The sequence below is a fragment of the Mesorhizobium sp. WSM4898 genome (genome assembly GCF_029625845.1).
GTDB lineage: Bacteria > Pseudomonadota > Alphaproteobacteria > Rhizobiales > Rhizobiaceae > Mesorhizobium.
This window is the reverse complement of the sequence record NZ_JARTVQ010000003.1, coordinates 114,594-137,976: the sequence shown is the minus strand read 5'-3', so window position 1 is coordinate 137,976 and position 23,383 is coordinate 114,594. Positions and strand designations below refer to the sequence as shown.

The 23,383-nt window shown below is 62.9% G+C and carries 27 protein-coding genes and 1 tRNA gene; 18 read left to right on the top strand and 10 right to left on the bottom strand.

Going from position 1 to position 23,383, the window contains the following annotated elements:
• Positions 1 to 105 precede the first annotated feature (105 nt).
• The gene (locus tag P9228_RS15315) at positions 106 to 720 is read left to right on the top strand and encodes a hypothetical protein (RefSeq protein ID WP_278054187.1); all 615 of its coding nucleotides are present in this window, start codon (positions 106 to 108) and stop codon (positions 718 to 720) included.
• 41 nt (positions 721 to 761) lie between these two features.
• On the top strand, positions 762 to 1,727 hold the full coding sequence (gene speB, locus P9228_RS15310; protein ID WP_127215142.1) for an agmatinase: 966 nt from the start codon (positions 762 to 764) through the stop codon (positions 1,725 to 1,727).
• 122 nt (positions 1,728 to 1,849) lie between these two features.
• Here the strand turns inward: speB and P9228_RS15305 are convergent, their stop codons facing one another.
• From P9228_RS15305 to P9228_RS15295, 3 genes are all read right to left on the bottom strand, one after another.
• Positions 1,850 to 2,617, bottom strand: a complete 768-nt coding sequence (locus tag P9228_RS15305; RefSeq protein ID WP_067328218.1) for an alpha/beta hydrolase — start codon at positions 2,615 to 2,617, stop codon at positions 1,850 to 1,852.
• Positions 2,618 to 2,632: 15 nt separating this feature from the next.
• On the bottom strand, positions 2,633 to 3,145 hold the full coding sequence (locus P9228_RS15300) for a DUF192 domain-containing protein (protein ID WP_127324109.1): 513 nt from the start codon (positions 3,143 to 3,145) through the stop codon (positions 2,633 to 2,635).
• 192 nt (positions 3,146 to 3,337) lie between these two features.
• Entirely contained in the window at positions 3,338 to 3,931 is a 594-nt protein-coding gene (locus P9228_RS15295) for a cold-shock protein (protein ID WP_066998870.1), read from the bottom strand.
• A gap of 259 nt (positions 3,932 to 4,190) precedes the next feature.
• Here P9228_RS15295 and gloA point away from each other — a divergent pair, with 259 nt between their 5' ends.
• Positions 4,191 to 4,631: a lactoylglutathione lyase gene (gene gloA, locus P9228_RS15290; protein WP_066998873.1), complete on the top strand. Its 441-nt coding sequence runs from the start codon at positions 4,191 to 4,193 to the stop codon at positions 4,629 to 4,631.
• Between the two features lie 125 nt (positions 4,632 to 4,756).
• A complete protein-coding gene (locus P9228_RS15285; protein WP_067328442.1) occupies positions 4,757 to 5,044 on the top strand; it encodes a DUF2218 domain-containing protein in 288 nt (95 codons plus the stop codon).
• Positions 5,045 to 5,056: 12 nt separating this feature from the next.
• Here the strand turns inward: P9228_RS15285 and P9228_RS15280 are convergent, their stop codons facing one another.
• The gene (locus tag P9228_RS15280) at positions 5,057 to 5,629 is read right to left on the bottom strand and encodes a DUF1697 domain-containing protein (RefSeq protein ID WP_278054184.1); all 573 of its coding nucleotides are present in this window, start codon (positions 5,627 to 5,629) and stop codon (positions 5,057 to 5,059) included.
• Positions 5,626 to 6,882, bottom strand: coding sequence for a threonine ammonia-lyase IlvA (gene ilvA, locus P9228_RS15275; RefSeq protein WP_067328212.1), 1,257 nt, complete (start codon positions 6,880 to 6,882; stop codon positions 5,626 to 5,628). Before ilvA ends, P9228_RS15280 begins: the two co-directional genes overlap by 4 nt.
• 215 nt (positions 6,883 to 7,097) lie before the next feature.
• Between ilvA and P9228_RS15270 the strand changes: the two genes are divergently transcribed.
• A complete protein-coding gene (locus tag P9228_RS15270; RefSeq protein ID WP_164746833.1) occupies positions 7,098 to 8,207 on the top strand; it encodes an alpha/beta hydrolase in 1,110 nt (369 codons plus the stop codon).
• Positions 8,208 to 8,313: 106 nt separating this feature from the next.
• Complete coding sequence (locus P9228_RS15265; protein WP_127241123.1) at positions 8,314 to 9,477, top strand: alpha/beta hydrolase; 1,164 nt, start codon at positions 8,314 to 8,316, stop codon at positions 9,475 to 9,477.
• Positions 9,478 to 9,537: 60 nt separating this feature from the next.
• Here the strand turns inward: P9228_RS15265 and ade are convergent, their stop codons facing one another.
• Positions 9,538 to 11,349: an adenine deaminase gene (ade, locus tag P9228_RS15260; RefSeq protein ID WP_278054180.1), complete on the bottom strand. Its 1,812-nt coding sequence runs from the start codon at positions 11,347 to 11,349 to the stop codon at positions 9,538 to 9,540.
• Between the two features lie 162 nt (positions 11,350 to 11,511).
• Between ade and P9228_RS15255 the strand changes: the two genes are divergently transcribed.
• The 4 genes from P9228_RS15255 to P9228_RS15240 all read left to right on the top strand — a co-directional run bounded on the left by P9228_RS15255 (position 11,512) and on the right by P9228_RS15240 (position 13,662).
• Positions 11,512 to 11,724, top strand: coding sequence for a hypothetical protein (locus P9228_RS15255; RefSeq protein WP_278054178.1), 213 nt, complete (start codon positions 11,512 to 11,514; stop codon positions 11,722 to 11,724).
• A 90-nt stretch (positions 11,725 to 11,814) separates the two neighbouring features.
• Positions 11,815 to 12,483: an outer membrane protein gene (locus tag P9228_RS15250; protein WP_278054177.1), complete on the top strand. Its 669-nt coding sequence runs from the start codon at positions 11,815 to 11,817 to the stop codon at positions 12,481 to 12,483.
• 275 nt (positions 12,484 to 12,758) lie between these two features.
• Positions 12,759 to 13,415, top strand: a complete 657-nt coding sequence (locus tag P9228_RS15245) for a class I SAM-dependent methyltransferase (RefSeq protein ID WP_067328201.1) — start codon at positions 12,759 to 12,761, stop codon at positions 13,413 to 13,415.
• Positions 13,416 to 13,576: 161 nt separating this feature from the next.
• A tRNA-Leu gene (locus P9228_RS15240) sits at positions 13,577 to 13,662 on the top strand.
• A gap of 32 nt (positions 13,663 to 13,694) precedes the next feature.
• On the opposite strand, the gene P9228_RS15235 is transcribed toward P9228_RS15240, so the two are convergent.
• On the bottom strand, positions 13,695 to 14,273 hold the full coding sequence (locus P9228_RS15235; RefSeq protein ID WP_095802227.1) for an NUDIX domain-containing protein: 579 nt from the start codon (positions 14,271 to 14,273) through the stop codon (positions 13,695 to 13,697).
• 153 nt (positions 14,274 to 14,426) lie between these two features.
• On the opposite strand from P9228_RS15235, the gene P9228_RS15230 reads away from it, so the two are divergent.
• From P9228_RS15230 to P9228_RS15220, 3 genes are all read left to right on the top strand, one after another.
• Positions 14,427 to 15,530, top strand: coding sequence for an NADH:flavin oxidoreductase/NADH oxidase (locus P9228_RS15230; RefSeq protein ID WP_278054176.1), 1,104 nt, complete (start codon positions 14,427 to 14,429; stop codon positions 15,528 to 15,530).
• Between the two features lie 90 nt (positions 15,531 to 15,620).
• Positions 15,621 to 15,899, top strand: coding sequence for a DUF982 domain-containing protein (locus P9228_RS15225; protein WP_066998903.1), 279 nt, complete (start codon positions 15,621 to 15,623; stop codon positions 15,897 to 15,899).
• Positions 15,900 to 15,931: 32 nt separating this feature from the next.
• Positions 15,932 to 16,171, top strand: coding sequence for a DUF2188 domain-containing protein (locus tag P9228_RS15220; RefSeq protein ID WP_067328195.1), 240 nt, complete (start codon positions 15,932 to 15,934; stop codon positions 16,169 to 16,171).
• 70 nt (positions 16,172 to 16,241) lie between these two features.
• Here the strand turns inward: P9228_RS15220 and P9228_RS15215 are convergent, their stop codons facing one another.
• Together P9228_RS15215 and P9228_RS15210 are read right to left on the bottom strand one after the other, a co-directional pair.
• Complete coding sequence (locus tag P9228_RS15215; RefSeq protein WP_306462642.1) at positions 16,242 to 16,583, bottom strand: hypothetical protein; 342 nt, start codon at positions 16,581 to 16,583, stop codon at positions 16,242 to 16,244.
• A 128-nt stretch (positions 16,584 to 16,711) separates the two neighbouring features.
• Positions 16,712 to 17,680, bottom strand: a complete 969-nt coding sequence (locus P9228_RS15210) for an alpha/beta fold hydrolase (protein WP_095825227.1) — start codon at positions 17,678 to 17,680, stop codon at positions 16,712 to 16,714.
• A 127-nt stretch (positions 17,681 to 17,807) separates the two neighbouring features.
• Here P9228_RS15210 and P9228_RS15205 point away from each other — a divergent pair, with 127 nt between their 5' ends.
• The 5 genes from P9228_RS15205 to P9228_RS15185 all read left to right on the top strand — a co-directional run bounded on the left by P9228_RS15205 (position 17,808) and on the right by P9228_RS15185 (position 21,332).
• Complete coding sequence (locus tag P9228_RS15205) at positions 17,808 to 18,548, top strand: competence/damage-inducible protein A (RefSeq protein ID WP_278054173.1); 741 nt, start codon at positions 17,808 to 17,810, stop codon at positions 18,546 to 18,548.
• Between the two features lie 103 nt (positions 18,549 to 18,651).
• Positions 18,652 to 19,485 carry a universal stress protein gene (locus P9228_RS15200; RefSeq protein ID WP_067328185.1) on the top strand — a complete coding sequence of 278 codons (834 nt, stop codon included), beginning with the start codon at positions 18,652 to 18,654 and terminating at the stop codon, positions 19,483 to 19,485.
• A gap of 211 nt (positions 19,486 to 19,696) precedes the next feature.
• Positions 19,697 to 20,197, top strand: coding sequence for a xanthine phosphoribosyltransferase (gene gpt, locus P9228_RS15195; RefSeq protein ID WP_066998919.1), 501 nt, complete (start codon positions 19,697 to 19,699; stop codon positions 20,195 to 20,197).
• A gap of 219 nt (positions 20,198 to 20,416) precedes the next feature.
• On the top strand, positions 20,417 to 20,905 hold the full coding sequence (locus tag P9228_RS15190) for an NUDIX hydrolase (RefSeq protein ID WP_095802221.1): 489 nt from the start codon (positions 20,417 to 20,419) through the stop codon (positions 20,903 to 20,905).
• Between the two features lie 115 nt (positions 20,906 to 21,020).
• On the top strand, positions 21,021 to 21,332 hold the full coding sequence (locus P9228_RS15185; RefSeq protein WP_066998925.1) for a PilZ domain-containing protein: 312 nt from the start codon (positions 21,021 to 21,023) through the stop codon (positions 21,330 to 21,332).
• Between the two features lie 51 nt (positions 21,333 to 21,383).
• Here P9228_RS15185 and P9228_RS15180 read toward each other — a convergent pair whose 3' ends face one another.
• The gene (locus P9228_RS15180) at positions 21,384 to 23,189 is read right to left on the bottom strand and encodes an ABC transporter ATP-binding protein (protein ID WP_067328181.1); all 1,806 of its coding nucleotides are present in this window, start codon (positions 23,187 to 23,189) and stop codon (positions 21,384 to 21,386) included.
• Between the last annotated feature and the right edge of the window lie 194 nt (positions 23,190 to 23,383).

The following is a 23,383-nucleotide window of genomic DNA, read 5'->3' as shown; positions in this document are numbered from 1 at the left end:
GCTCATTCATCCGGCGGCACATATAGGCCAGATCATAACACGGTTGAACTCAATTTTCCTTAGTGCTTTGTCAAATGGACTTGGTTCACCGAGATTCAAGCGGCGATGGAAAACGAACCCTTGATCGACGATGCGCTGAAAAGCGAGCTTGCCGCGCTCTATCAGAGCGCGGATCGCCACTACCACGGCTTGCCTCACATCGAAGCAATGCTGGCGTTGGCAGCCGAACACCGGCACCTTCTTGACGATCCAGAAGCAGTCGTAGCGGCGATCTGGTTCCATGACGCGGTCTATGACAGCCGCGCCAAGGACAACGAGGCAAAGAGCGCGGTGCTCGCAGCAAGGAAGCTCTCCGGCCGCACCGACCCGGCCCGGCTTGCCCGGATTCTGGCCATGATCAGCGCCACCGCCACGCACCAGTTGCCGCCGCTCGAAGATGAGGGTGCCGCGAGTGATGCCGCCCTTTTCCTCGACATGGACCTCGCGATCCTCGGTGCCGACCCGAACCGCTTCGACGCCTACGAGAAGGCGGTCCGGCGCGAATATGGCTGGGTCGAGGAACCGATCTGGCGCGCCGGCCGCACGGCTGTCCTGACGAGCTTCCTGGCCCGTCCGCATATTTTCAACACACAATCGTTTCGCGATCGGTTCGAGGCTCGGGCCAGGGAAAATCTGGTCCGATCGCTGCAGGTCCTGCAAGACCAGTCTCAACAGACCTGATCGCCACGCCGAACGTGAACGCCTCTGGGATGACCGAAACCATGGAAAACAACTTCTTCCAACCCGTCGACGCCGCCCAGGTGCCGCGATTTGCCGGGCTTTCCACCTTCATGCGGCTGCCGGCGGTGCCGAACGCGAAGGGGCTCGATATTGCCCTTGTCGGGATTCCTTGGGATGGCGGCACGACCAATCGGGCCGGCGCCCGCCACGGTCCACGCGAAATCAGGAACCAGTCGAGCCTGATGCGCCGCGTCCACCACGTGTCGGGAACCGAGCCGTTCAGCATTGCCAATGTCGCCGATGTGGGAGACCTCTCGGTCAATCCGATCAACTTGCTCGACGGATTGAAGCGCATCGAGGACGGCATTGCCGCCATCGTTGCTGACGGCGCTCTTCCTTTGGCCGCCGGCGGCGATCATCTGACGACCTTGCCGGTGCTGCGCGCCATCGCCCGCAAGGAACCCGTCGGCATGATTCACTTCGACGCGCATTCCGACACGAACGACCGCTACTTCGGCGACAATCCCTATACACACGGGACGCCCTTTCGCCGCGCGATCGAGGAAGGGCTGCTCGACCCGAAGCGGGTTATTCAGATCGGAATTCGAGGCTCGATCTATGAGCCGGGCGAACACGACTGGGCGACCGCTCAGGGCGTGCGCATCGTATATATGGAAGAGTTCGTCAAACGCGGCACCGCTTCCGTCATGCAGGAAGCACGCGATCTTGTCGGCGACAGCCTCACTTACGTGACCTTCGACATCGATTGCATCGATCCGTCGATGGCCCCTGGCACCGGCACGCCGGAGCTCGGCGGCTTCACCACCCGCGAGGTGCAGGAGTTGGTTCGATTGCTCGACGGATTGAATTTCGCCGGAGCCGACGTCGTCGAGGTCGCGCCTCCTTTTGATATTGGCGGCATGACGGCGCTTGCCGGCGCGACCATGATGTTCGAGCTGCTTTGCGTCATGGCGAAATCCATCGCCGACAGGAGAACGCGCGGCTAGTCTAAAGCATTCTCCCCGAAGTGCTTCCAGTTTCGGGAAAAGGACATCGCAAAGGTCAAAAGCAGGTCGCGTTTCGCGCAACCTGCTTTAGACGCGTCGTCGCCCGCAGCGGACGGTATGGGTCAGAGCGGATTTTCGGCGTAGAACTCCAGCACGCGCTGCTTGAAGCTCTTGTCGCCGACGGCGAGCATGTGGTCGCGGGCCTCGATGCGAAAAGCCTCTGCGTGGGGCATCAGCGCGGCAAGCTCGTCGGGCGAGCCGGCGATGTCGTCCTTGGTCCCGACGGCAATCAGGGTCGGCTGGGCGATCCGCGCGACATCGTCCTCGCTCATTGACGCGCGTGAGCCGACTATGCAGACGGCCAGCGCCCGGCGGTCGCTGCGCGTCTGGTCGGCGAAGGCGCGAAACGAGCCGCCGCGCGCATGGCTGATCGTACCAGGATCCTCGGCCAGAAGCGCATCGGCGATTGGATCCCAGTCGCCGACGCCGTCGACAAGACCGATGCCGAGGCCGCCGAACACCAGCGTCGCCACCTTGTCCGGATTGGACAACGCCATGAAGGCGGATACCCGCGCGCCCATCGAATAGCCCATGACATGGGCGTGCTCGATGCCGAGGTGATCGAGCAGCGCGGCCGCGTCCGAGGCCATCTTGGCCGGCGTGTAGTCCGCCTCCTGGTAGCTCTTCGTCGACGCACCGTGGCCGCGATTGTCGACGGCGATGGCGCGGTACCCCGCGTCGTTCAGCGTCTTGAACCAGCCCGGCGAGACCCAATTGACGTAGTGGCTGGAGGCGAAGCCGTGGATCATCAGCACCGGATCGCCCTGACCGGACGCCGGTCGGCGGTCGAGGTAAGCGAGTTCGAAGCCGTCATGGGAAAAATATTGCATCTGGTGCAGCCGCGGTCAGTTGGAGCCGGCGCCCGAGGTCTTATCGATCGCTGGGTGACGCAGGAGATCGCCGTCCTTCAGACCGTCCTTGGCGGCCGTTCCCGCCTTCAGCTCAAGCACGAAGCTTACCGGCTGTCCGGGCGAGATGATCGCCTCCGATTCCGGTTCGCCACGCTTGACGGCCTTGATCCTGCCGTCCTGGCCGATAAAGACCAGGTCGAGCGGCATCGGTGTATTCTTCATCCAGAAATTCACCTCAGCGGGCCGCTCGAACACGAACAGCATGCCGTGATCGTCGGCCATGTCCTTGCGGTACATCAGCCCGGCCTCGCGTTCTTCCGAGCTGTCGGCTATCTCGATTGAGAAGGAATGCTTGCCGGAGCCGGTGATCGCGACGAGCGGCGTCGGATCGGCAGGCAGCATCATCGCCTGACCGTCCGCCGAACTCGGTCTCAAGGCGCTGAAAATGGCGGCCAGAGCGATGGCGGCGCAAAGCGTGCCTGCGGTCAGCCAGTTGCGATGAGCCATGTGATACCTCGTCCAGGCCCTGTCCTAGACCATGATCCGAGCGAGTGGAACTGGTTTTTGGACAGGAACGGCCTTGCACCGGGCAGGGCATCCCGATCGTATCGACAGAGCCCGATGCATGTCGCCCAAAACTGCCAAGCGGTTTTGGGCGACCCTGCATCAAGCAAAAAATAAAGTGCGTCGGGCCGCGCTTTAATGCGAGACCGGCAAGGTGCCCATATCGGGGTGTATTTCGGCGGCCATAAGGCCTTTGTCGCCGCGTCCGAAACGGACCAGAACGACCTGGCCGGGCCTCAGCTCGGTAATGCCGTAGCGGCGCAGCGTCTCCATATGGACGAAGATGTCCTCGGTGCCCTCGCCCCGGGTCAGGAAGCCGAAGCCTTTGGTGCGGTTGAACCACTTCACCAGCGCCCGCTCGAGCCCGCTCTCGGCAGTCACGGTGACATGCGTGCGCTGCTCCTGCTCGGCCGGATGCACCGCTGTCGAGGCGTCCATGGAAAGAACCCGGAACGCCTGCAGGCCACGCTCGCCCTGCTTGACGAGACAGACGACGCGCGCGCCTTCCAGCGCGGTCTGAAAGCCATCTCTTCGAAGACATGTCACATGGAGGAGAATATCACCCGAGACGCCGTCGTCCGGAAGAATGAAGCCGTAGCCCTTGGCCACGTCGAACCATTTGATAGCGCCGGCGATTTCGACAAGCCCGGCGGAGTCGCCGCCACTGTCTCGCGTCAAGGCGTCGTCAAGGCTTCCGTCCCGCCTCGTGAAAGAGGCTTTTTCCCCCATAAGAACGCCCCCTTTTCCAACTGCAACCGCTAGTGATTCTTGCCATCAGATTAACACTGCGGCTTCCGGGGTGTGCAAGACCTGACGTGCCTTTTTTCACCGTTGAGCACCGGAAAGCCTCAATTGTTGTTTACCGGCGCGGCCTGAAGCGCAAAGGGGCGGCTGAAATCGATCCCTCCATCGGATTTGTCGGACGATTGCCCTTTGGCGGAGCGGCTCCTATGGTGCGCCGCAAACGTAACGCCGCGAGGAATCCGATATGCGCTATCTTCACACAATGGTCCGCGTCGCCGACATCGATCAATCGCTCGATTTCTACTGCAACAAGCTCGGCCTCAAGGAAGTGCGTCGCTACGAGAACGAGCAGGGACGCTACACGCTGATCTTCCTCGCCGCGCCCGATGACGAGCAAAGCGGCATTGCAGAGAAGGCGCCGCTGGTCGAGCTGACCTACAATTGGGATCCGGAGGAGTACAAAGGCGGCCGCAACTTCGGCCACCTCGCCTATGAGGTCGACGACATCTACGCCACCTGCCAGAAGCTGATGGACAATGGCGTGACCATCAACCGGCCGCCGCGCGACGGCAACATGGCCTTCATCCGCTCGCCGGACGGCATCTCCATCGAGCTGCTGCAGAAAGGCCCGGCCAAGGCAAAGGCGGAGCCATGGGCCTCGATGTCGAATACGGGAAGCTGGTAGGCGCCTGCCCCTCCCGGGGATTTGACCGGCCGGTCTATGGCGTTTTGCCGGATCGCGCCTATCTAAGCGCTTGTGGCGCCAGCCAGATCAGGCTGGCGCTTTTCTTGATCCGCCGGGAGAATTTCATGCCGACCAGCCGCGCCGACGTCGCCACTGAAAACGCCAGCCGCTATCTGCAGCAGCTCTGCAAGCACTGGGCGCACAAGTTCCCGGTCGAATTCGACCCGCATCACGGCGCCATCCAGCTCTCGCTCGGCCGCACCGTGATGGATGCAGACGACAAGGCTCTCCACATCGCGGTCGCCGCTGACGACGCCGCCTCGCTCGAGCGGCTGGAAACCGTGGTCGCCGACCACATCAAGCGCTTCGCCTTCCGCGAGGAGCTGACCTTCGACTGGCAGAAGGCTGCCTGAAAGAATTGAGCGTCAGCCGGCGGCCTTGCTGGCCATTTCGAGCAGCGCAAGCACGCTGCGCCAGTTGCGCGCCGTGCCCGGCACCTTGAGCGTTCGCCCAATAAGATTGGCAAACACCGATTTGCCAAGCCCTTCCGGCGCATGCAGGTAAAGCACGTCGCCTTTGATCTCGAAGCGCTCTGGGCCGGCACACTTTTCCGCCAGCCGCTTCGCCTCTTCCGCGGTCGGCTCTCGCTCCAACGCATAGGCATGCAGCTTGGTAGGCTCGCCCGCAACCTCCGGATAGGGATTGTCCTTCACCAGGCGCTCGAACCAGCCGGTATTGCGCACCATGATGCGGGAATTGAACCCCCATTTCTTCTCGAAGGCCGCTTCGAGTGCTTTGGTCAGCGCCGCAGCATCGCTGTTGTTGGCACGAAACACGACGTTGCCGCTTTGCACGTAGGTCGATACATCGGTGAAGCCGAGGTCTTCGAAGAACGACCTCAGCTCCGCCATCTTGACGATGCGGTTGCCACCGACATTGATGCCGGAAAACAGGGCTACGAACACCGTTCCTTTGTCGCCCGTTTTTGGCCCGCTCATATGATGAACCCCGCGAGCGTCTCGTTGTCGGTGATGTCCTGATACTGCACGCCCTCGGCGTCGAAATTGGCCTTCAGCAGATCGAAATTGCGCCGGTCCTTGGTCTCGATGCCGATCAGCACCGAGCCGAAATTGCGCGCCGACTTCTTGAGATACTCGAAGCGCGTGATGTCGTCGTCCGGGCCGAGCATTTCGAGGAAATCGCGCAATGCGCCCGGCCGCTGCGGGAAGCGGATGATGAAGTACTTCTTTAGCCCTTCGAAACGCAGCGCTCGTTCCTTGACGTCCGGCAGGCGCTCGAAATCGAAATTGCCCCCCGAGACGATCGCGACGATGGTCTTGCCCCTCATCTCCTTGCGGGAAAAATCCTTGAGCGCGTCGATCGCCAATGCGCCGGCTGGCTCCAGCACCACGCCCTCGACATTGAGCATCTCGATCATCGTCGCGCAAAGCCGGTTTTCCGGGACAAGGCGCACCGCGTCGGCGGTGAATTCCTTGAGATGGCGCAGCGGCTCGCGGCCGATTTCAGCCACCGCCGCCCCATCGACGAAGTTGTCGACCTTGGCGAGCCTGATCCGCTTGCCGCCGGCGAGACTCTCGCTAAGGCTAGGCGCGCCCGCCGGCTCGCAGAATACGAAGCGCAATTCACGCTGCTGGTCGGCGAAATAGTGGGTGACGCCTGCAGCCAGGCCGCCTCCGCCCACAGGCAGCATGACGATGTCGGGCATGCGTCCGCCCGGCATCTGGGCTGCGATCTCATAGGCAACGGTCGCCTGCCCCTCGATGATGTCCTTGTGGTCGAAGGGCGGCACCATATGCGCGCCGGCGGCTTCTGTGAACTCGAAGGCGGCGCGATAGCAATCGTCGAAGAAGTCGCCGACCAGCCTGATCTCGACGAAATCGCCGCCGAAAAGGCGCGTCTTGTCGATCTTCTGCTGCGGCGTCGTCACGGGCATGAACACCACGCCCTTTTTGCCGAAATGGCGGCAGACGAAGGCAAAGCCCTGCGCGTGGTTGCCCGCCGAGGCGCAGACGAACAGCTCGGCATTGTTGCCGGCGGCGAGCGCCTTGCGGAAGAAGTTGAAGGCGCCCCTGATCTTGTAGGAGCGGACCGGCGTCAGGTCCTCGCGCTTCAGGAGGATGCGGGCGCCGGTCTTTTTCGACAGGTAGTCGTTCTCCTGCAGCGGCGTTTCCGGAAAGATCCCGCGGATCGCCTCCGCGGCGCCTGCGACGCGGGAAGAAAAACTGTTCATGAGGCAACCGGCTCCGAGACCATGTGGTTCGCAGCCCAAGCCTATTGCATAGTTTGGTTTTCGCGGCCACCGATGCAGCCGCTCGCCGGCCTGCTGCCGCCACTTTGGTTTTCGCGCAACAGTGCCAAGGCCGTTGGCACCCGCCGATCAAATTTCCGCTGGACACGACTTACTTCCGCCGCACTTCCCCTGTCCGGGAGATTTCGCGGAGGCAGATGGCCAATTGCGGCCGGAATGGAAGTTTCGACGTGCATTTGAAGACGATTTGCATCATTGCCCTGGCCTTGCTGGTTGTAGGCTGCGCGGGACGACCGTCACAGGAAATCCTGGGCAGCGTCGTGGTGCCGACGACGGCGACCGAGATCGCCGGCAACCATTCGATCTTCATCGCCACCACCCGCAAGCGCTCAGACGACCCGAACAAGGTTTTCGACGGCGAGCGCTCGGCGACGCTCAATTACGCCCGCGTCAACGTCACCGTCCCGCCGGTTCATGAGACCGGTCAGATCGAGCGTCGCTCGCGCGGGACGTCGAACGATCCGACCAAATATTTCATGGCTTCCGAGGTCGTCGGCTACGACACGCAGCCGAAATTCTCCAGCGCGCTCAATGCCGACATCGACGCCCGCGGCGGCCGCGTCATGGTCTTCGTCCACGGCTACAACACCGGCTTCGACGATGCCGTCTACCGTCTGACCCAGATCGTCCATGATTCCGGCTATCCCGGCACGCCGGTGCTTTTTTCATGGGCTTCGGGCGCCAAGACCACCGACTATGTCTATGACAAGGAAAGTGCCGCCGCCGCCCGCGACCAGTTGGAAGTGACGCTGAGAATGCTGGCGCAGACCGGTGCGCGCCGCATCGACATCGTCGCCCATTCGATGGGGACGTGGGTGACGATGGAAACACTGCGACAGCTCGCCATCACCGGTGACCGCGACCTCGGCGGCAAGCTCGGCGATGTTCTCCTGGCCTCGCCCGACATCGACGTCGATGTCTTCAAGAGCCAGATGCGCCGCTACGGCAAGCCCGACAAGCCGTTCATCCTGCTCCTGTCGGACGATGACCGCGCTCTCAGGCTCTCCGGCCTGATTGCCGGTGCACGGCCGCGCGTCGGCGACTACAGGGACGCGGCCGACCTCGCCTCCTACGGCGTCACGGTGGTCGACCTCTCCAAGGTGAAGGGCAACGACAGCTTCAACCACACCAAATTCGCCGACAACCCGATGCTGGTGAAGATGATCGGCCAGCGGCTGCGCGAGGACGACGGCTTTGCCAGCGACCGCGACGTCACCGACCGGATCAGCCAGCTCGCCACTCAATAACCGTGTTCACGCGGTTGCCGCCCTGCACGGACTTTGAACTGGACCAGACCGCTCGCTGGCTTTATCGAAGGAGCCCGAGAGGTTTGCCGCCCTTGGGGGATCCCGGGTGATCGTGCGTTGGAAGATCGTCCTTGGCCTTGCCTTCACGCTCGCCCTGACGGGCTGCGCCGGGCAGAACGCGCATGACCTGCTCAATCGGAAGGCCGTTACCGCGCCTGCATCCGAAATTGCGGCCAAGCACGAGATCTTCGTCGCCACGACCCGGCAGCAGGCGACCAAGGACCCGCGGCAGGTTTTCGACGGCGACCGTTCGCTGACCACCAGCTACGCGCGCGTCGATGTCACGGTTCCAAAGACCCACCAGGTTGGCGCGATCGAGCGCGCCAAGGGTTCGGCCGACAGCATTCCGGCCAGGCAGTTCACCGCAACCGATGTCGTCCACTATGGGAACGCTTCGCAATTCGCCAAGGCGGTCGGCACCGATATTGCCATACGCGGCGACCGCGCCCTGGTCTTCGTGCACGGCTTCAACAACGGCTTCGACGATGGCGTTTACCGCCTGACGCAGATCGCGCACGACACGAATTATCCGGGCACACCGGTGCTGTTCTCGTGGGCGTCGAGCGGCAAGACAACCGGCTACATTTATGACAAGGACAGCTCCACCGCCGCGCGCGACGACCTGGAAGCGACACTGAGGATGCTTGCCAAGTCACGCGCCAAAAGCATTGACATCATTGCCCATTCGATGGGGACCTGGCTGACGATGGAAGCTTTGCGCCAGCTCGCCATCACCGGCGACCGCGATCTCAACGGCAAGCTCGGCTACGTCATCCTCGCCTCGCCTGACATCGACGTCGATGTCTTCAAGAAGCAGATGATCCGCTACGGCAAGCCCGACAAGCCTTTCGCCATCCTGCTCTCGGGCGACGACCGGGCGCTGAAGCTGTCCAGCTTCATTTCCGGCGAAAAGCCGCGCGTTGGCGATTACGACAACGCGGCTGATCTCGCCAACTACGGCGTGACGGTTGTCGATCTGACCCGAACCAAGGGCGGAGACCGGTTGAACCATGCCAAATTCGCCGACAATCCGATCCTGGTACAGTTGCTCGGCAATCGGCTGCGCACGCCTGCCGGTCTTGCCTCCGACGAGCCGGATCCAACGCAGCTCAACAATATCGGTCAGGGTCTCGGCAAGGCGGTCGGCTCGGTCGCCGAGGTGGTCATCACCACGCCGTTCAGGGTGCTGACGATCGCCACCGGCGGCTGAGCACCGGTTAGGGCGTGTCGAGGTTCGGTCAGGCTGACCTCACCCGAACATCGGCACATGCTAGACGAACAGATTGACCTTCTGGAACGACGTCACATCGACAAGTCCGACATCGGAAATCCTGAGCTCCGGGATAACGACCAGCGCCAGCAGCGAATGCTGCATGTAGGCGTTGTTGAGCGAACAGCCGACCTTGCGCATCGCTTCCGTCAACTGCTCGGCTTTGGCCGCGACGATCTCGGCGCGCTCGTCCGACATCAGCCCAGCGATCGGCATTTCCACCAGCGCCAGTTCCTTGCCCTTGGAGTAAAGCACGACGCCGCCGCCGACCTCGCTCAGCCGGTTGACGGCTAAAGCCATGTCCTCCTTGTTGGTTCCGACGGCGATGATGTGGTGCGCATCATGCGCCACGCTCGAGGCCATCGCGCAGTCTTCCACATAGCCGAAGCCCGACACGAAGGCGTTGGTGACGCCGCCCGTGCCCCTGTGGCGTTCGACCAGGGCGATCTGGCAAATGTCGTTGCGGCGATCCATGGCGACCAGCCCGTCCTCGACGGGCAGGTCGGCCTCGAGCGCTCTGGTCGGCGCCTGGTTCTCGATCACGCCGATCACCCGCGCCCGCACCTCGTTGGCACCCTGTGGCGCGGCGATGTCAAAGTCAGACGCCTTGAGCCTTTTGCCGAGCTTGACCGTGTTTTTCGCCGTCCCGGGATAATCATAGGCCGGGATGTCGATCTCGAGCTTGCCGGCTTTCGCCAGCCTGACGCCGCGGCCATACACCTCGTCTATCGTCATTTGGGCAAGATTGGAGACGATCAAAAGATCCGCCAGCCGCCCCGGCGCGATCGAACCGACCTCGCGTTCCAGCCTGAAATGCTGGGCGGTGTTGAGCGTCGCCATCTGGATCGCCGTCACCGGCTTCAGGCCCTGGCTGATGGCGTGCCGCACCACACGATCCATATGGCCTTCGTGCACCAGCGTGCCGGAATGGCTGTCGTCGGTGCACAGGATGAAGTTGCGCGGGTCGATGCCGCCTTCGGTGATCGCCTTGATCTGCGCAGCGACGTCGTACCAGGCGGACCCCAGCCTAAGCATCGCCTTCATGCCCTGGCGCACGCGGGCGATCGCATCCTCGGCGCGCGTGCCCTCGTGGTCATCTTCGGCGCCGCCGGCGACATAGCCGTGGAACGGCAACCCGAGATCGCGCGAGGCATAGTGGCCACCGACGGTTTTGCCGGCCTTCACCGTCTCGGCGATCTCGCCCGACATCACCGGATCGTTGGCGGCGACTCCCGGGAAATTCATCACTTCGCCAAGGCCGATGATATTCTCCCAGGTCATCGCCTCGGCGACGTCTGCGACCGTAAGCTCCGCGCCGGCATGCTCCAGGCCGGGCGCCGAAGGCACGCAGGACGGCATTTGCACATGGACGTTGATCGGCATCGCGACCGCCTCGTCATGCATCAGCCGAACGCCCGGCAGGCCCAGAACGTTGGCGATCTCGTGCGGATCGATGAACATCGAGGTGGTGCCGTGCGGGATCACCGCGCGGCAGAATTCCGTCACCGTGACCATGCCGCTTTCGACGTGCATGTGCGCATCGCAGAGGCCGGGCACCAGATAGCGGCCGCCCGCATCGACCACCTTGGTCCCCTGCCCGATCGTGTGGCCGGCATTCGGCCCGCAATAGGCGAAACGTCCGGCCGCGACGGCGATGTCGGTGCCCGGAATGATCTCGCCCGAATGGACATTCACCCAGCGTCCGTTGCGGATCACGAGATCGGCAGCCCGGCGCCCCATCGCGACGTCGACCAGTTGCGTCGCCACTTCGGTCCAGGGCTTGGGTTTCGTCGGATTGGTGCGGCTCGCCATGAAGAAACTCCTGTTTGCCCGACTGTGCCAAGCTGGCGCGGTTTTGACCAGTTGGCAAAACTGCTTTGTTTTTAAGGCAGGACCGGTTCCCGACAGATCTCTCCTGCGGCAGGGCGAAATCTCGCCTAGACTGGATCTCCGGCTATTTGGGTTGCAGAAGAGATGGCAAAAACGATCCGGTTCGCAATTTTCATGCTGTCGGCATGTAGCGCCGGCCTGGCCTTCTTCACCTTGCATTCATTCTGGGCATGGGCCGCGCCGATCGCCATCTTCATCGCCGGTTCGTTACTAGCCGAATATGCTTTCACGCGGCTGGCCACTCCCGAGGAGAAACAGCGCGACCTGGAGGATCGCGTGCGCAGCCCGCCGAAGTAACCCACTGTTGCAGGAATACAATTCCGTTTTCGGGCGAATAACGCTAGGTTGCACCGAGAAGTTTTCGAAACCGCCATTTCGGAGCGCTCGATGGGTCGCCTGACACTTGCCAGTGCCGGCTTTTTCGCCCTGCTGTCCGGGCCGGCCTTGGCCGCGGACGCGATCGCCGACCTGCCCATGACTGCGCCGGGCTTCGATTGGACAGGCTATTATGCCGGCCTGCAGGCCGGCTATGGCTGGGGCTCATCTGACATCTCCGGCACGGAAGCCGAGCCGTTCGCCGCTTCTCCCGATGTCGACGGCGGCTTCGTCGGCGGCCATGTCGCCGGCCTCTGGCAGTTCAATCAGGCGGTTATCGGCGCGCGCGCTGAGCTCAACTATGCCTCGATCGACGCTTCGGCCTTGCTCGACCCTGGCAATGCCGTCGGCACCGAGGTCAAATGGCTGGGATCGATCAATGCCGAAGCCGGCTTGGCGGTCGATCGCTGGCTGATCTATGGCGTCGGGGGCGTCGCCTTCGCCGGTATCGAGACCTCGCAAGACGTCGGCGGCAGCGGCTTCGCCAAGACACGCACCGGCACCGGCTGGACGATCGGCGCCGGGGTCGACTATGCGCTGAGCAGCAACATCGTCGTCGGCGCCCAATACCGTTACTACGATTTCGGCAAGGAGCATTTCGACGTCCCGGACGACTTCTCCGATCGTGATCAGGACCTGAAGCTCCATACCCTGGGCGTAAGCTTCAGCTACAAATTCTGATTTGCGGAGCAGCACGGAACGAAGGTGGCCGGCGACCGCGGGATCAAAACAGAGTCGACCCACCGGGTTATTTGATGTCCGCCCTATAAGCAGCTCTCGAAGCGGCCGGCGCCGACTTCATTCCCGAGTACGGCGGCGGTGCCGGGGTGAGAACTGCGGAAGCCATGAAGCGGATAGCTGCTCCCCTTGGCAAGCCAGCTTGCGTGCGCCTCCTTTGCCTTTGACGGCCAATCCCTCTAAAATGTGCGGCCAAGAAGAAAGAGGGGGGAAGGCTTATGACTGAGCCTGACGCTGCGCACGAAGCAATCGTCGATACGTGGCGTAGTTTTGGCGCCTCTGATTATGAGTACTTTGAGAAATACGAAAACCCTGAGTTGGTGGCTTGGTTTTGGGCACCGGCGAGCCGCTTTCGCAAAGCTTTTGAGCGATATTTGAACTTGGATGATGTGCTCGAAATAGCCAGCGGTGCCGGACGTCATTCGGCGCAGATCGTCGGCCGTTGCAGGCGACTGACGTTGATCGATACTTCGGTCGATGCCACTGCATTGGCTAGGAAACGGTTTTCAAGCGCTTCTCATGTGACCGTGACGCTTTCACCGGACGGCAAGAGTCTACCGTTTGAAAAGGGGCGCTTTTCCTCCGTTTTCAGCTACGACTCGATGGTTCATTTCGAACCGCTGACCGTGGCGTCCTACATCATGGAAGTCGCCTCCGTCTTGAAACCGGGGGGACGAGCTCTCCTTCATCATTCGAACTACTCGGATAATCCAACCGCATCCTTCAAGGAAAATCCCGATTGGCGGAATTTCATGCCAAAGGGATTTGTCGAGCATGTCAGCGCGCGTGCAGGGCTGACCGTCATCGAACAGCAGACGTTCCCGTGGAACGGGAACAGCGAGACTGACGCTCTCACCGTCGTGGAGAAGGGTTAACAGCGCGCCCTGCGCTGGTCTTCTGCGGCCCGGAAGGCGAGCCATAGCCGGTCCAGTTGCGATGAGAACCGATGCGGAAGAGCAATATTCGGTGGCAATACGGTGCCATCCCGCCCACAAGGCTGGACTCGTGTCGGCCCAAGTGCTTGAAATCGCGGCGCGCGGACGTGGCGGAATTGGTAGACGCAAGGGACTTAAAATCCCTCGATCTCTGATCGTACGGGTTCGATTCCCGTCGTCCGCACCACCCTTCGCTCCTCGCTTCGGATGGCAGGCCACTCAACCCTTGATCGGATTGAGCTTCAGGTGCTGGATCAAAATGATGGTCTTGGCGTCGACGATACGGCCGTCGGCGATGCCGGCCAGCGCCTCGTCGAGCGGCATTTCCAGCACCTCGATGTCTTCGCCCTCTTCCGGAGCTCCGCCGCCGTCGGAAATACGGTCGGCCGGCGAATAGCGCGCGGTAAAGAACCAGAGCCGTTCCGTCACGCTCCCGGGGCTCATATAGGGCGCGAACAGCCGCTCAACGTTCTTCAAATGATAGCCGAGCTCCTCTTCCGCTTCCTTGCGGATGCAGGTTTCCGGATCGTTTTCGTCGAGCAGACCGGCACAGGCCTCGATCAGCGGCTCGCGATGACCGGTGACATAGGCCGGATAGCGGAACTGCCGCACCAGCAGCACCGTCGAGCGCTGCGGATCGAAAGGCAGGATCACCGCGCCGTCGCCGCGATCGTAGGTTTGGCGGATCTGCGTCTCCCAGCGCCCATCACGGCGGCGATAGTCGAGCACCGTCTTCTTGAGCACCGCCCAATCGTCGGACAGGACTTCTTCAGACTGGATGCGGACGCGATCTTCCATGATTGGCTCCGTGCTGTCGGCAAGCGTTATCGGCGAACAGGCGCGGGCGCAATCCTGGAAAGCGACTGGTCCAGCGAGACTTTCACCAGCTGTTGTCTGGCGCGAAGTGCCGCGGCTGCCTAGATAGCGATATCTCTCCCAGGAGCCGTTTCCATGACATCATCGCTTTTCCAGCCGATCACCCTCGGCGGCCTGACCTTTCCAAACCGTATTGCGGTAGCGCCGATGTGCCAGTATTCGGCCGAGGACGGTTCCGCCAGCGACTGGCATCTGCACCACTGGATGAACCTGGCCATGTCCGGCGCCGGCATGGTGACCGTCGAGATGACCGACGTCGAGCGGCGCGGCCGCATCTCGCATGGCTGCCTTGGCCTCTACTCCGACGACAACGAGGCGGCGGCCAAGCGCACGCTCGATGCGGCCAGGCGCGTCGCTGCGCCCGGCACCAAATTCGGCGTCCAGCTCGCCCATGCCGGCCGCAAGGCATCCAACAGAAGGCCTTGGGAAGGCGGCGGCCCCCTGCAAGCGGGCGAGGATCCCTGGCAGACCGTTTCGGCTTCGGCCATCGCCTATGACACAGGGTGGAATATACCGCACGCATTGGGCGAGGAAGAGATCCGGCAAGTCATCCAACATTTCGCCGATGCGGCCAAGCGGGCCGAGCGCGCCGGCTTCGACTTCATCGAGCTGCACGCCGCTCACGGCTATCTGATCTTCCAGTTCCTGTCGCCACTTTCCAACCAGCGCACCGACCGCTGGGGTGGCTCGCTGGAAAACCGCATGCGCTTCGCCGTGGAGATCGCCAGGGCGGTGAAGAAGGCAGCGCCGGGCCTGATGCTGGGGGCCCGCCTTTCGGTGAAGGAATGGGTCGACGGCGGCTTCGAGATCGAGGAGGCAATCGAAGTGGCCAAGGCGCTGAAGGCGGAAGGCGTCGCCTATCTGTGCTGTTCCAGCGGCGGCAATTCGCCGTTGCAGGAGCTGCCCAGCGGCCCCGGCTACCAGGTGCATCTGGCCGAAGCTGTGCGCAAGGGCGCCGGCATTCCGACGCGCGCCGTCGGCCTGATCGACGATCCAGAGCAGGCCGAGGCGATCGTGGCCGACGGCCGCGCCGACATGGTGGCTCTGGCGCGCGCCTTCCTTGCCGATCCGCGCTGGGGTTGGCGCGCGGCGGCGACGTTCGGCGAGGAAATCCGTCCGGCGCCGCAGCTGGCACGCTCGGTCACGACGATGCAGCACTGGATGAAGGCCGCGGGCTGAACGGCTTGCACAGGTGACGATTGGCTGAGACCTTTGGGCGCAGCCTTCCGCCACCATTGCAACCAAATTGGCCGTTTTACGTTGGCGGCCATGACAGACAGCAAGCCATTTGAGAAGCCGGTGGTGGTCGAACTCGGCCATGTCGGCAAATATCGCCAAATAAGCAGCACCCGCGAAGCGGCCGAGTGCCTGATGACCGTATGGCCGCTCAATCGCGGCCAGCGGCATCGTGATGCTCTCGATACTTGCCTGAAAGCACTGGAGGGGTATCGTTCGACGGCGGACGCGCGCCGCGCGCTGATCGAGGCAGCCGAGGAATCTGAAGTGCTGGTTCCCGAAGAAAGGCTGTCCGACGGAAAGCTGCATTGAGCAGGCAAAGGGCTTCTCGACCGGAGGATTCCATGGCGAAACTGACCTACAAGATCGTCGAGCATGACGGCGGCTGGGCCTACATGGTCGGCTCGACTTTTTCAGAAACATTTCCCACCCGCCAGGACGCGCTGCGCGCGGCTGAAATTGCTTCGGCCGAGCAGCAGGTCGCCGGCACCACGGATGGCATCCAGTATGAGGATTCCGAGGGTGTCTGGCATGACGAACTGGCCGATGGCCGCGACCGGCCGCAGACCGAAGTCTCAGATTAATTTCCGTCGCTCGACCTTGCTGCGACCGACGCTGTAAAAGCTTCACGTCGGTCGCTCGCTGGCGAACGGACTACTTGCCGCAATACTGGTCGTTGACGTTCGGGCCGGCATTCGCATCGGGGCCGGCCGTATCCGAGGCGCATGGGCCGACGGCACCGTTGCCGAAGCTGTTTAGCGCGCTGGCGTCGCGATCGGAATAAATGCTGCCCGTGGTGTAGGGATCAACCGGCGCTTGCTCGCTATGGACCGGGCGATCACGATGCCACCACCACCAAGCGTCCGACGATTGTGCCATAGCCGAGGTGCCCATGCCAAGGACAAGCGCCGAGGCTGCAAAAATCTTCGTAAGCATATTGGTCTCCATCTGGTGAATTGCCGCATTCTTGCTGGCCGGAAATTCGCCAGCCGACACGGATTAAAACCGAGGGTTGGAGCCGAAGTTCCCGTTGCAAGTGTAGGTGAGGCGGAATGTCCGACACTTTTGTGTGACGGTTCGTGAACGGACGCGATCCCTCTCGGCCTTTGACTCGAACGGGATCCTCACGCTGGGAATGCGCGCGCGGCGATGCGCTCGATAAAGGCTACGACGCGTTCCGGTTCCACGAATTGCGGCATGTGCCCGAGCCCTTGGACGCGTTCGAAATCGAGCTCTCTGATCCTGCCCGGCATCGGTTCGCCATGAGCCGCGATGCCGATCACCCGGTCATCCGCGCCGAACAGAATGCCGGCCGGCATCAGGATCTCGCCATAGCGCTGTTCGAGGCGGCCGAGATCCTCTTCCACCGCCACGATATCGGTGGAGGTCGCCTGGAAATGGGCGGGCCGCAACCCGAGCCAACCACCTCCGGCGATCATGTAGTCCCCCGGCACGGCTTGCGGCGCAAAGATGAACTTCATCGTCGGCTCCGCATATTTCAGGCTGTACGGTATCGCTAAAGTATGGGCCAAGATCCAGCGCTTCAGGCGCGAGGGAACATAGAGCAGGTCGAATTTCTGGCGCACCCTCGCCTCCAGATGCGTCAGCGGCGCGATGAGCGCGATGCCGGAAATCGCCGTCGGATGCTCGATCGCAAGTGCAAGCGCGATGGCGCCGCCCAGCGAATGACCGACGATCAAAGGCCGTTCGAGCCCAAGCTCCTCGATGAAGCGCCGCACCACTTCCGCCTGTTCGGGCAGACGGCCGCTCGCCCCGCCCGCCCGCACCGAGTATCCCGAGCCCGGCCGGTCGAGAGCGATCAGCCGGTAGCCGGCGCCGAAGCGGCCGAACAGCGTGTGCCGGAAATGATGGAGTTGCGCGCCGAGCCCGTGCAGGAACACGATCGGCCTGCCCTCGCCTGTTTCGACATAGTGGATGCGGCTGCCGCCGATCTCGATGAACTTGCCGCACGCCGGTACCAGCCTCTCGGCCTTGGTCGCGATCCACGATGTTGCGAGCATGAAGCCGAGCACGACGGCGGCCGCCGCAACGAGCAGACCACCGATCAGCCATGGCAAAATCGATATCAGCATCTTGCACCCGAGCCGTACCGACGCACCTTACTCGCAACCGTGTCTGCCACAAGAGCCCCGCCTCGCGTGCGCATTGCGGCCGGCTGTCCGCCGCGTTATTTCAGGCAACCTGCAGCCGGAGTGAGCCATGCCCGAAATCGTCACCGCCGCCATGCTCGTCATCGGCGACGAGATCCTCTCCGGCAGGACCAAGGACAAGAATATCGGCCATCTCGCCGATATCATGACCGCGATCGGCATCGACCTGAAGGAAGTGCGCATCGTTCCCGACGAGGAGGACGAGATTGTCGCCGCCGCCAACGCGCTGCGCGCCCGCTATACTTATGTCTTCACCACCGGCGGCATCGGCCCCACGCATGACGACATCACCGCCGATTCGATAGCCAAGGCCTTCGGCGTGCTTTGCGAATACGATGCCAGGGCTTACGCCATGTTGGAGGCAAGCTATGCCGAGCGCGGTATCGAATTCACCGAGGCGCGCAAGCGCATGGCGCGCATGCCGCGCGGCGCCGACCACATCGATAATCCGGTATCGATCGCGCCAGGCTTCCGTATCGGCAACGTTCACGTGATGGCCGGTGTGCCGTCGATCTTCCAGGCGATGCTCGACAATGTCGTGCCGACGCTGAAGACCGGCATCAGGATGCTGTCGGCCACCGTGCACTGCCCGTTCGGCGAAGGCCTGATCGGCGGACCGCTGGCCGACATCCAAAAAGCGCATCCCGACACCATTATCGGCTCCTACCCGAAATATGGCGAGGGCAAATTCTGGACCGAGCTCGTCGTGCGCGCCCGCGACGAAGCGGCGCTAGAGGCCGCGCGCAAGGATGTTGCGGCCATGGTGGCGGGCCTGTCGGTCGCGAGCTGACCCCGGAACCAGAAGGCGCGCGCCGACGTTTCTGGCACGGCACTTTCGTTGCGGCCATTGATGCCGGTGGCGATCTTGCGCCGATAAATTTGAGGGATCTGCCATGCGCTTCAAGACGATCGTCGCCATTCTGCAGAACGAACAGGACGCCGAGCGCGTGCTCGATTGCGCCATCCCGCTTGCCGAGCGATTCGAAAGCCACCTCGTCGGCATCCACGCCGAAGCGCTTCCCGTCCCCTATACGTCGGCAACAGGTTTCCCCGACACCGAATTCCTGCAGGTCTCGGCCGAGATGAACAAGGAGCGCGCCGAGAAGCTGCAGGCGGTCTTTCTCAGGCGCGTCGAGGATTCCGACCTGTCCTTCGAGTGGCGGAGCCTCGAAAGCTTCTCCGGCGACAGCGCGCTGACCGGCATTTCGAGCGTGCGGGCGGCTGACCTGATTATCGCCGCGCAGCGCGACACCGGGGGCGATCCGGGCGCCGATGTCGATACGCTGGTCTACGATGCAGGCCGGCCGGTGCTTGTCGTTCCGCATGCCGGGCCGCTCGTCACCACCTTCAGGCGTGTACTGCTGGCCTGGAACGGCAGTAAGGAAGCGGCTCGTGCAGCATTCGATGCCTTGCCCTTCATCAGCGAGGCGGACAAGACCGACATTCTCGTCATCGATCCGCCGGAAACGCTCGACGAGGCTCCCGAGGCGGCGGGCGCCGAGATCGCGGCTGCCTTGTCACGCCACGGCGCCAATGTCAGCGTTTCCGTGCAGAAATCGGGGGCAAGCTCGGTCGACGACATCATCCAGGAGAGGATCGCCGAATCCGGCGCCGATCTGCTGGTGCTCGGCGCCTACAGCCACTCCTGGCTGCGACAGCTCCTGTTCGGCGGCGTCACCCGCACCGTGCTGCGCACGGCAAACGTGGCAGCCTTCCTGTCGAGATAAGCCTGTCTCCGCGAAGTGGGAATCGGGTTCGGGGGACAAGGACATGTATCAAACAGGGAACTTGCACCGCGTCGCCTGAACAGCGCGACGCGGTATAAGTACACAGCCATCCCTGGCGGCCACCTTGCCAAGGCCGGCGCTTTCCGGCTAATTCCGGCTGCATTCCATCGTATCTGCGCGCTGCGGCGCGCGCTTGCGGAGTGCACGAACCATGTCCCTTCCCGAAAAAGCCTTTCCGGTCTCCTGGGACCAGTTCCACCGCGATGCCCGCGCGCTCGCCTGGCGGCTTTCCGGCACCAACAAAGGCCAGTGGAAGGCGATCGTCTGCATCACCCGAGGAGGACTGGTGCCCGCCGCGATCATTTCGCGCGAGCTTGGCATCCGCGTCATCGAAACGGTCTGCGTCGCCTCCTATCACGACTACACGAGCCAGGGTCAGTTGCAGGTGCTGAAGGAGATCTCGCCTTCGCTTCTTGCCGATGACGGCGCGGGTGTGCTCATCATCGACGACCTCACCGATACCGGCAAGACGGCCGGCATCGTGCGCGCCATGATGCCGAAGGCGCATTTCGCCACCGTCTATGCCAAGCCGAAGGGAAGGCCTCTGGTCGATACATTCGTCACCGAGGTCAGCCAGGACACCTGGATCTACTTCCCGTGGGACATGGGTTTCACCTATCAGAAGCCGATTGCCGACGATCACGCCGGCTGATCGTTGGAAGCTGCTGTTTCCGTCCAGCGCCCGCCCAAATCACTGTTTGCCGCATAGAAAAGGCTCTCGGGGAGAAGGCTCACGGGGCGATGTTTCTCGATTGCCTGGCCCTGGCCGGGTTAACCAACCCGAGTGAAGTTTTTTACTTTTATCGTCCACAATACGTCGTAAGATTCGTTTGATGGCAAATGATTCTAGAGGCTCGGGGCAGCTTCTACGATGTTGACGAGGCCAACGACGCACAACCAGATGGCCGAAAGAGTCCGACGACTCTTCGGCTCAGTGCCTTGCCGCCTGCAGGTTGCAGCCCTGCCTTGGCGTGAGAACGAAAACGGCGTCGAGATCATGCTGATCACCAGCCGCGATACCGGGCGCTGGGTGCTGCCGAAAGGCTGGCCGAAAGCCAGGGAGCCGCTTTGCGTAGCTGCCGCCCGCGAAGCGGGCGAGGAAGCGGGGTTGCACGGCACGGTCTCGCATCTCGAAGCCGGCCGCTATTTCTACGGCAAGGTCCTGGCATCCGGCGAGGAAGTGCCTTGCGAGGTCCTGGTGTTCCCGCTCAAGGTGGACCGCGTCGCGGACCGCTGGAAGGAAAAGCGGGCTCGCACGCGCAAATGGGTCGGCTCCGCCGAGGCCGCCCGCATGGTCAACGAGCCCGATCTTTGCCAGATCATTGCCTATTTCTGCGCCGATCCGCGAAAATTCGCCTGAGTCATCGCTCACATAACGCATATGTGACCCGACGAGCATGCCGCGCGTTGCGGTGCGCGAACATCGGTGCTTTGTGTGGTTAATGCAGTGCCGATTCGGCTAATGGCGTCGATCGATGACGAACTCCGCGCAACCACTTGAAGAAAACTCCGGCGAACACCGGCGCGAGCACCGCCAGCGCGTGCTCAAGGGCGGGACGATCATCACCGGTATCCAGAATTCCGAGGTCAGTTGCACGTTGCGCAATCAGAATGCCGGTGGCGCCGAGCTGAAAGTCGCACCGGAATCACGCGTTCCCGATCGTTTCCTGCTCTACGTCCCGCTCGATGGCGTGGCTTATCGCGCGGAAGTCCGCTGGCGCCGCAACGACCGCGTGGGCGTCAAGTTCACCGGTACCGAGGCCAAGCCCAAGTTGCACTACGGCTGACGGTCGGCCCGCAGGGCGGGAAGGCACCCGGCCGAAGCCGGATGCCTTTCCTCAGGCGACCAGGCCTTTGGTGAGTTCGAGCGCCTGGCGCTCGAACAGCCGCCGGTAGATACCGCCGTTCAGCCGGATAAGCTCGTCATGCGAGCCTTCCTCGATGATGCGGCCGCGGTCGAAAACCAGCAGCCGGTCGAGTGCCCGCACGGTCGAAAGCCGGTGCGCGATGACCAATGTCGTGCGCCCGACCATCAGCCGCTCCATCGCCTTCTGGATGAGCACCTCCGATTCGGAATCCAGGCTCGATGTCGCCTCGTCCAGGATCAGGATGCGCGCATCGGCCAGGAAGGCGCGCGCGATCGCCACGCGCTGGCGCTCGCCGCCCGACAGTTTCACACCGCGCTCGCCGACCAGGGTTCCGTAACCCTTGGGCAGATCGGCAATGAAGTCGTGCGCGCTGGCGAGCTTCGCGGCATGCTCGATCTCGGCCTGCGTTGCGCCCGGCCTGGCATAGGCGATGTTCTCGGCCAGCGACCGGTGAAACAGGATCGGCTCCTGCTGCACGATGGCGATCTGGCTGCGCAACGATGATTGCGCAACCTTCGAGATGTCCTGGCCGTCGATCAGGATCCGGCCCCCGTTCACGTCATAGAGACGCTGGATCAGCTTGACGAAAGTTGTCTTGCCCGATCCCGAATGCCCGACCAGCCCGACGCGTTCACCCGCGGCGATCTCGACCGAGAAGTCGCGATAGAGCGGCAGCCGGTGATTGCCGTAATGGAACGTCACCTTGTCGAACGCAATGCTGCCGTCGGTGATCCGGATCGGAGCGGCACCGGGCCGGTCCTCGATGCCGAGCGGTTCGGACTGGAAGTCGACCAATTCCTCCATGTCGTTGATCGAGCGCTGCAGGTTGCGGATATGCGTGCCGATATCGCGCAGATAGCCCTGCAGGACAAAGAACGACGTCAAAACAAAAGCGATGTCGCCGGCACTCGCCTCGCCCCAGGCCCAAAGCATGAGCGCAAGGCCGATCACGGCCGCCCTCATCAAGAGCAGCATCGTGCCTTGCGCGGTGCCGTTGAACGTGCCGCGCACCCAGGTACGGCCCGTGCGCAGACGCCATTTGGCGACCACGCGGGCAAGCCGCGCTTCCTCGCGCGCCTCGGCGCCAAAACCCTTGACCACGGCATTGCAGCTCACCGCGTCGGCCAGCGCGCCGCCGAGGCGTGTATCCCAGCTGTTGGCGAGGCGTGCCGCCGGCGCGACGTAGCCAAGCGACAGCATGGCGGTGACGGCGATGAACAGCACCGAGCCGATCGCGACCACCAACCCCATCATCGGCCAGAACCAGCCGAGCAGCAGCGTCGAGCCGACCAGCATGACGAACGACGGCAGCAGCGCGATCAGGATCGTGTCGTTCAGCAGGTCGAGCGCCCACATGCCACGCGTTATCTTGCGCACCGTCGAGCCGGCGAAGCTGTTGGCGTGCCAGTCCGTCGAGAAGCGCTGGACGCGGTGGAACGCGTCGGCGGCGATGTCCGACATCATCTTCAACGTCAGTTCGACAATCCCCATGAAGGCGGCGTTGCGCAGCACCACAGCCGCCAAGGCCAGCGCCATCAGGATGGAGAACGCCGTCATTGCGGCGTGCCACGCAACCTCGTCGGCGCCGGCGCTGCTGGCGACCGCGTCGACCAGCCGGCCGGAATAGAGCGGCGTCAGCACGTCGGCCAGCGTCGAGAGCAGGAATGCGCCCATGATGAGCGACAGGCGCCACGGCTGGCGGCGCCAGTGGCCAAGCGTGAAGCCGAGCACGCTGCGAAAGGCGCTGGCGCGCAGATCTATTCTGAAACGAGCCATGATGTCATCCGGGCGCAGAGAGGCCCGGTCCCGCTAAAATCAAATTGGAAAACCCGCGCCGGCGCCCTATGGCGCCCTTAGAACGGGGAGGTTCAGTATGGCTGGTCGCGCGCCCTCGGTGGCGACCGGCAGAGCCAGATGCCTGCCTGCGGATGGCCTTCCGAACGGAGTTCGGACGGCCGGTGCAGATCTAG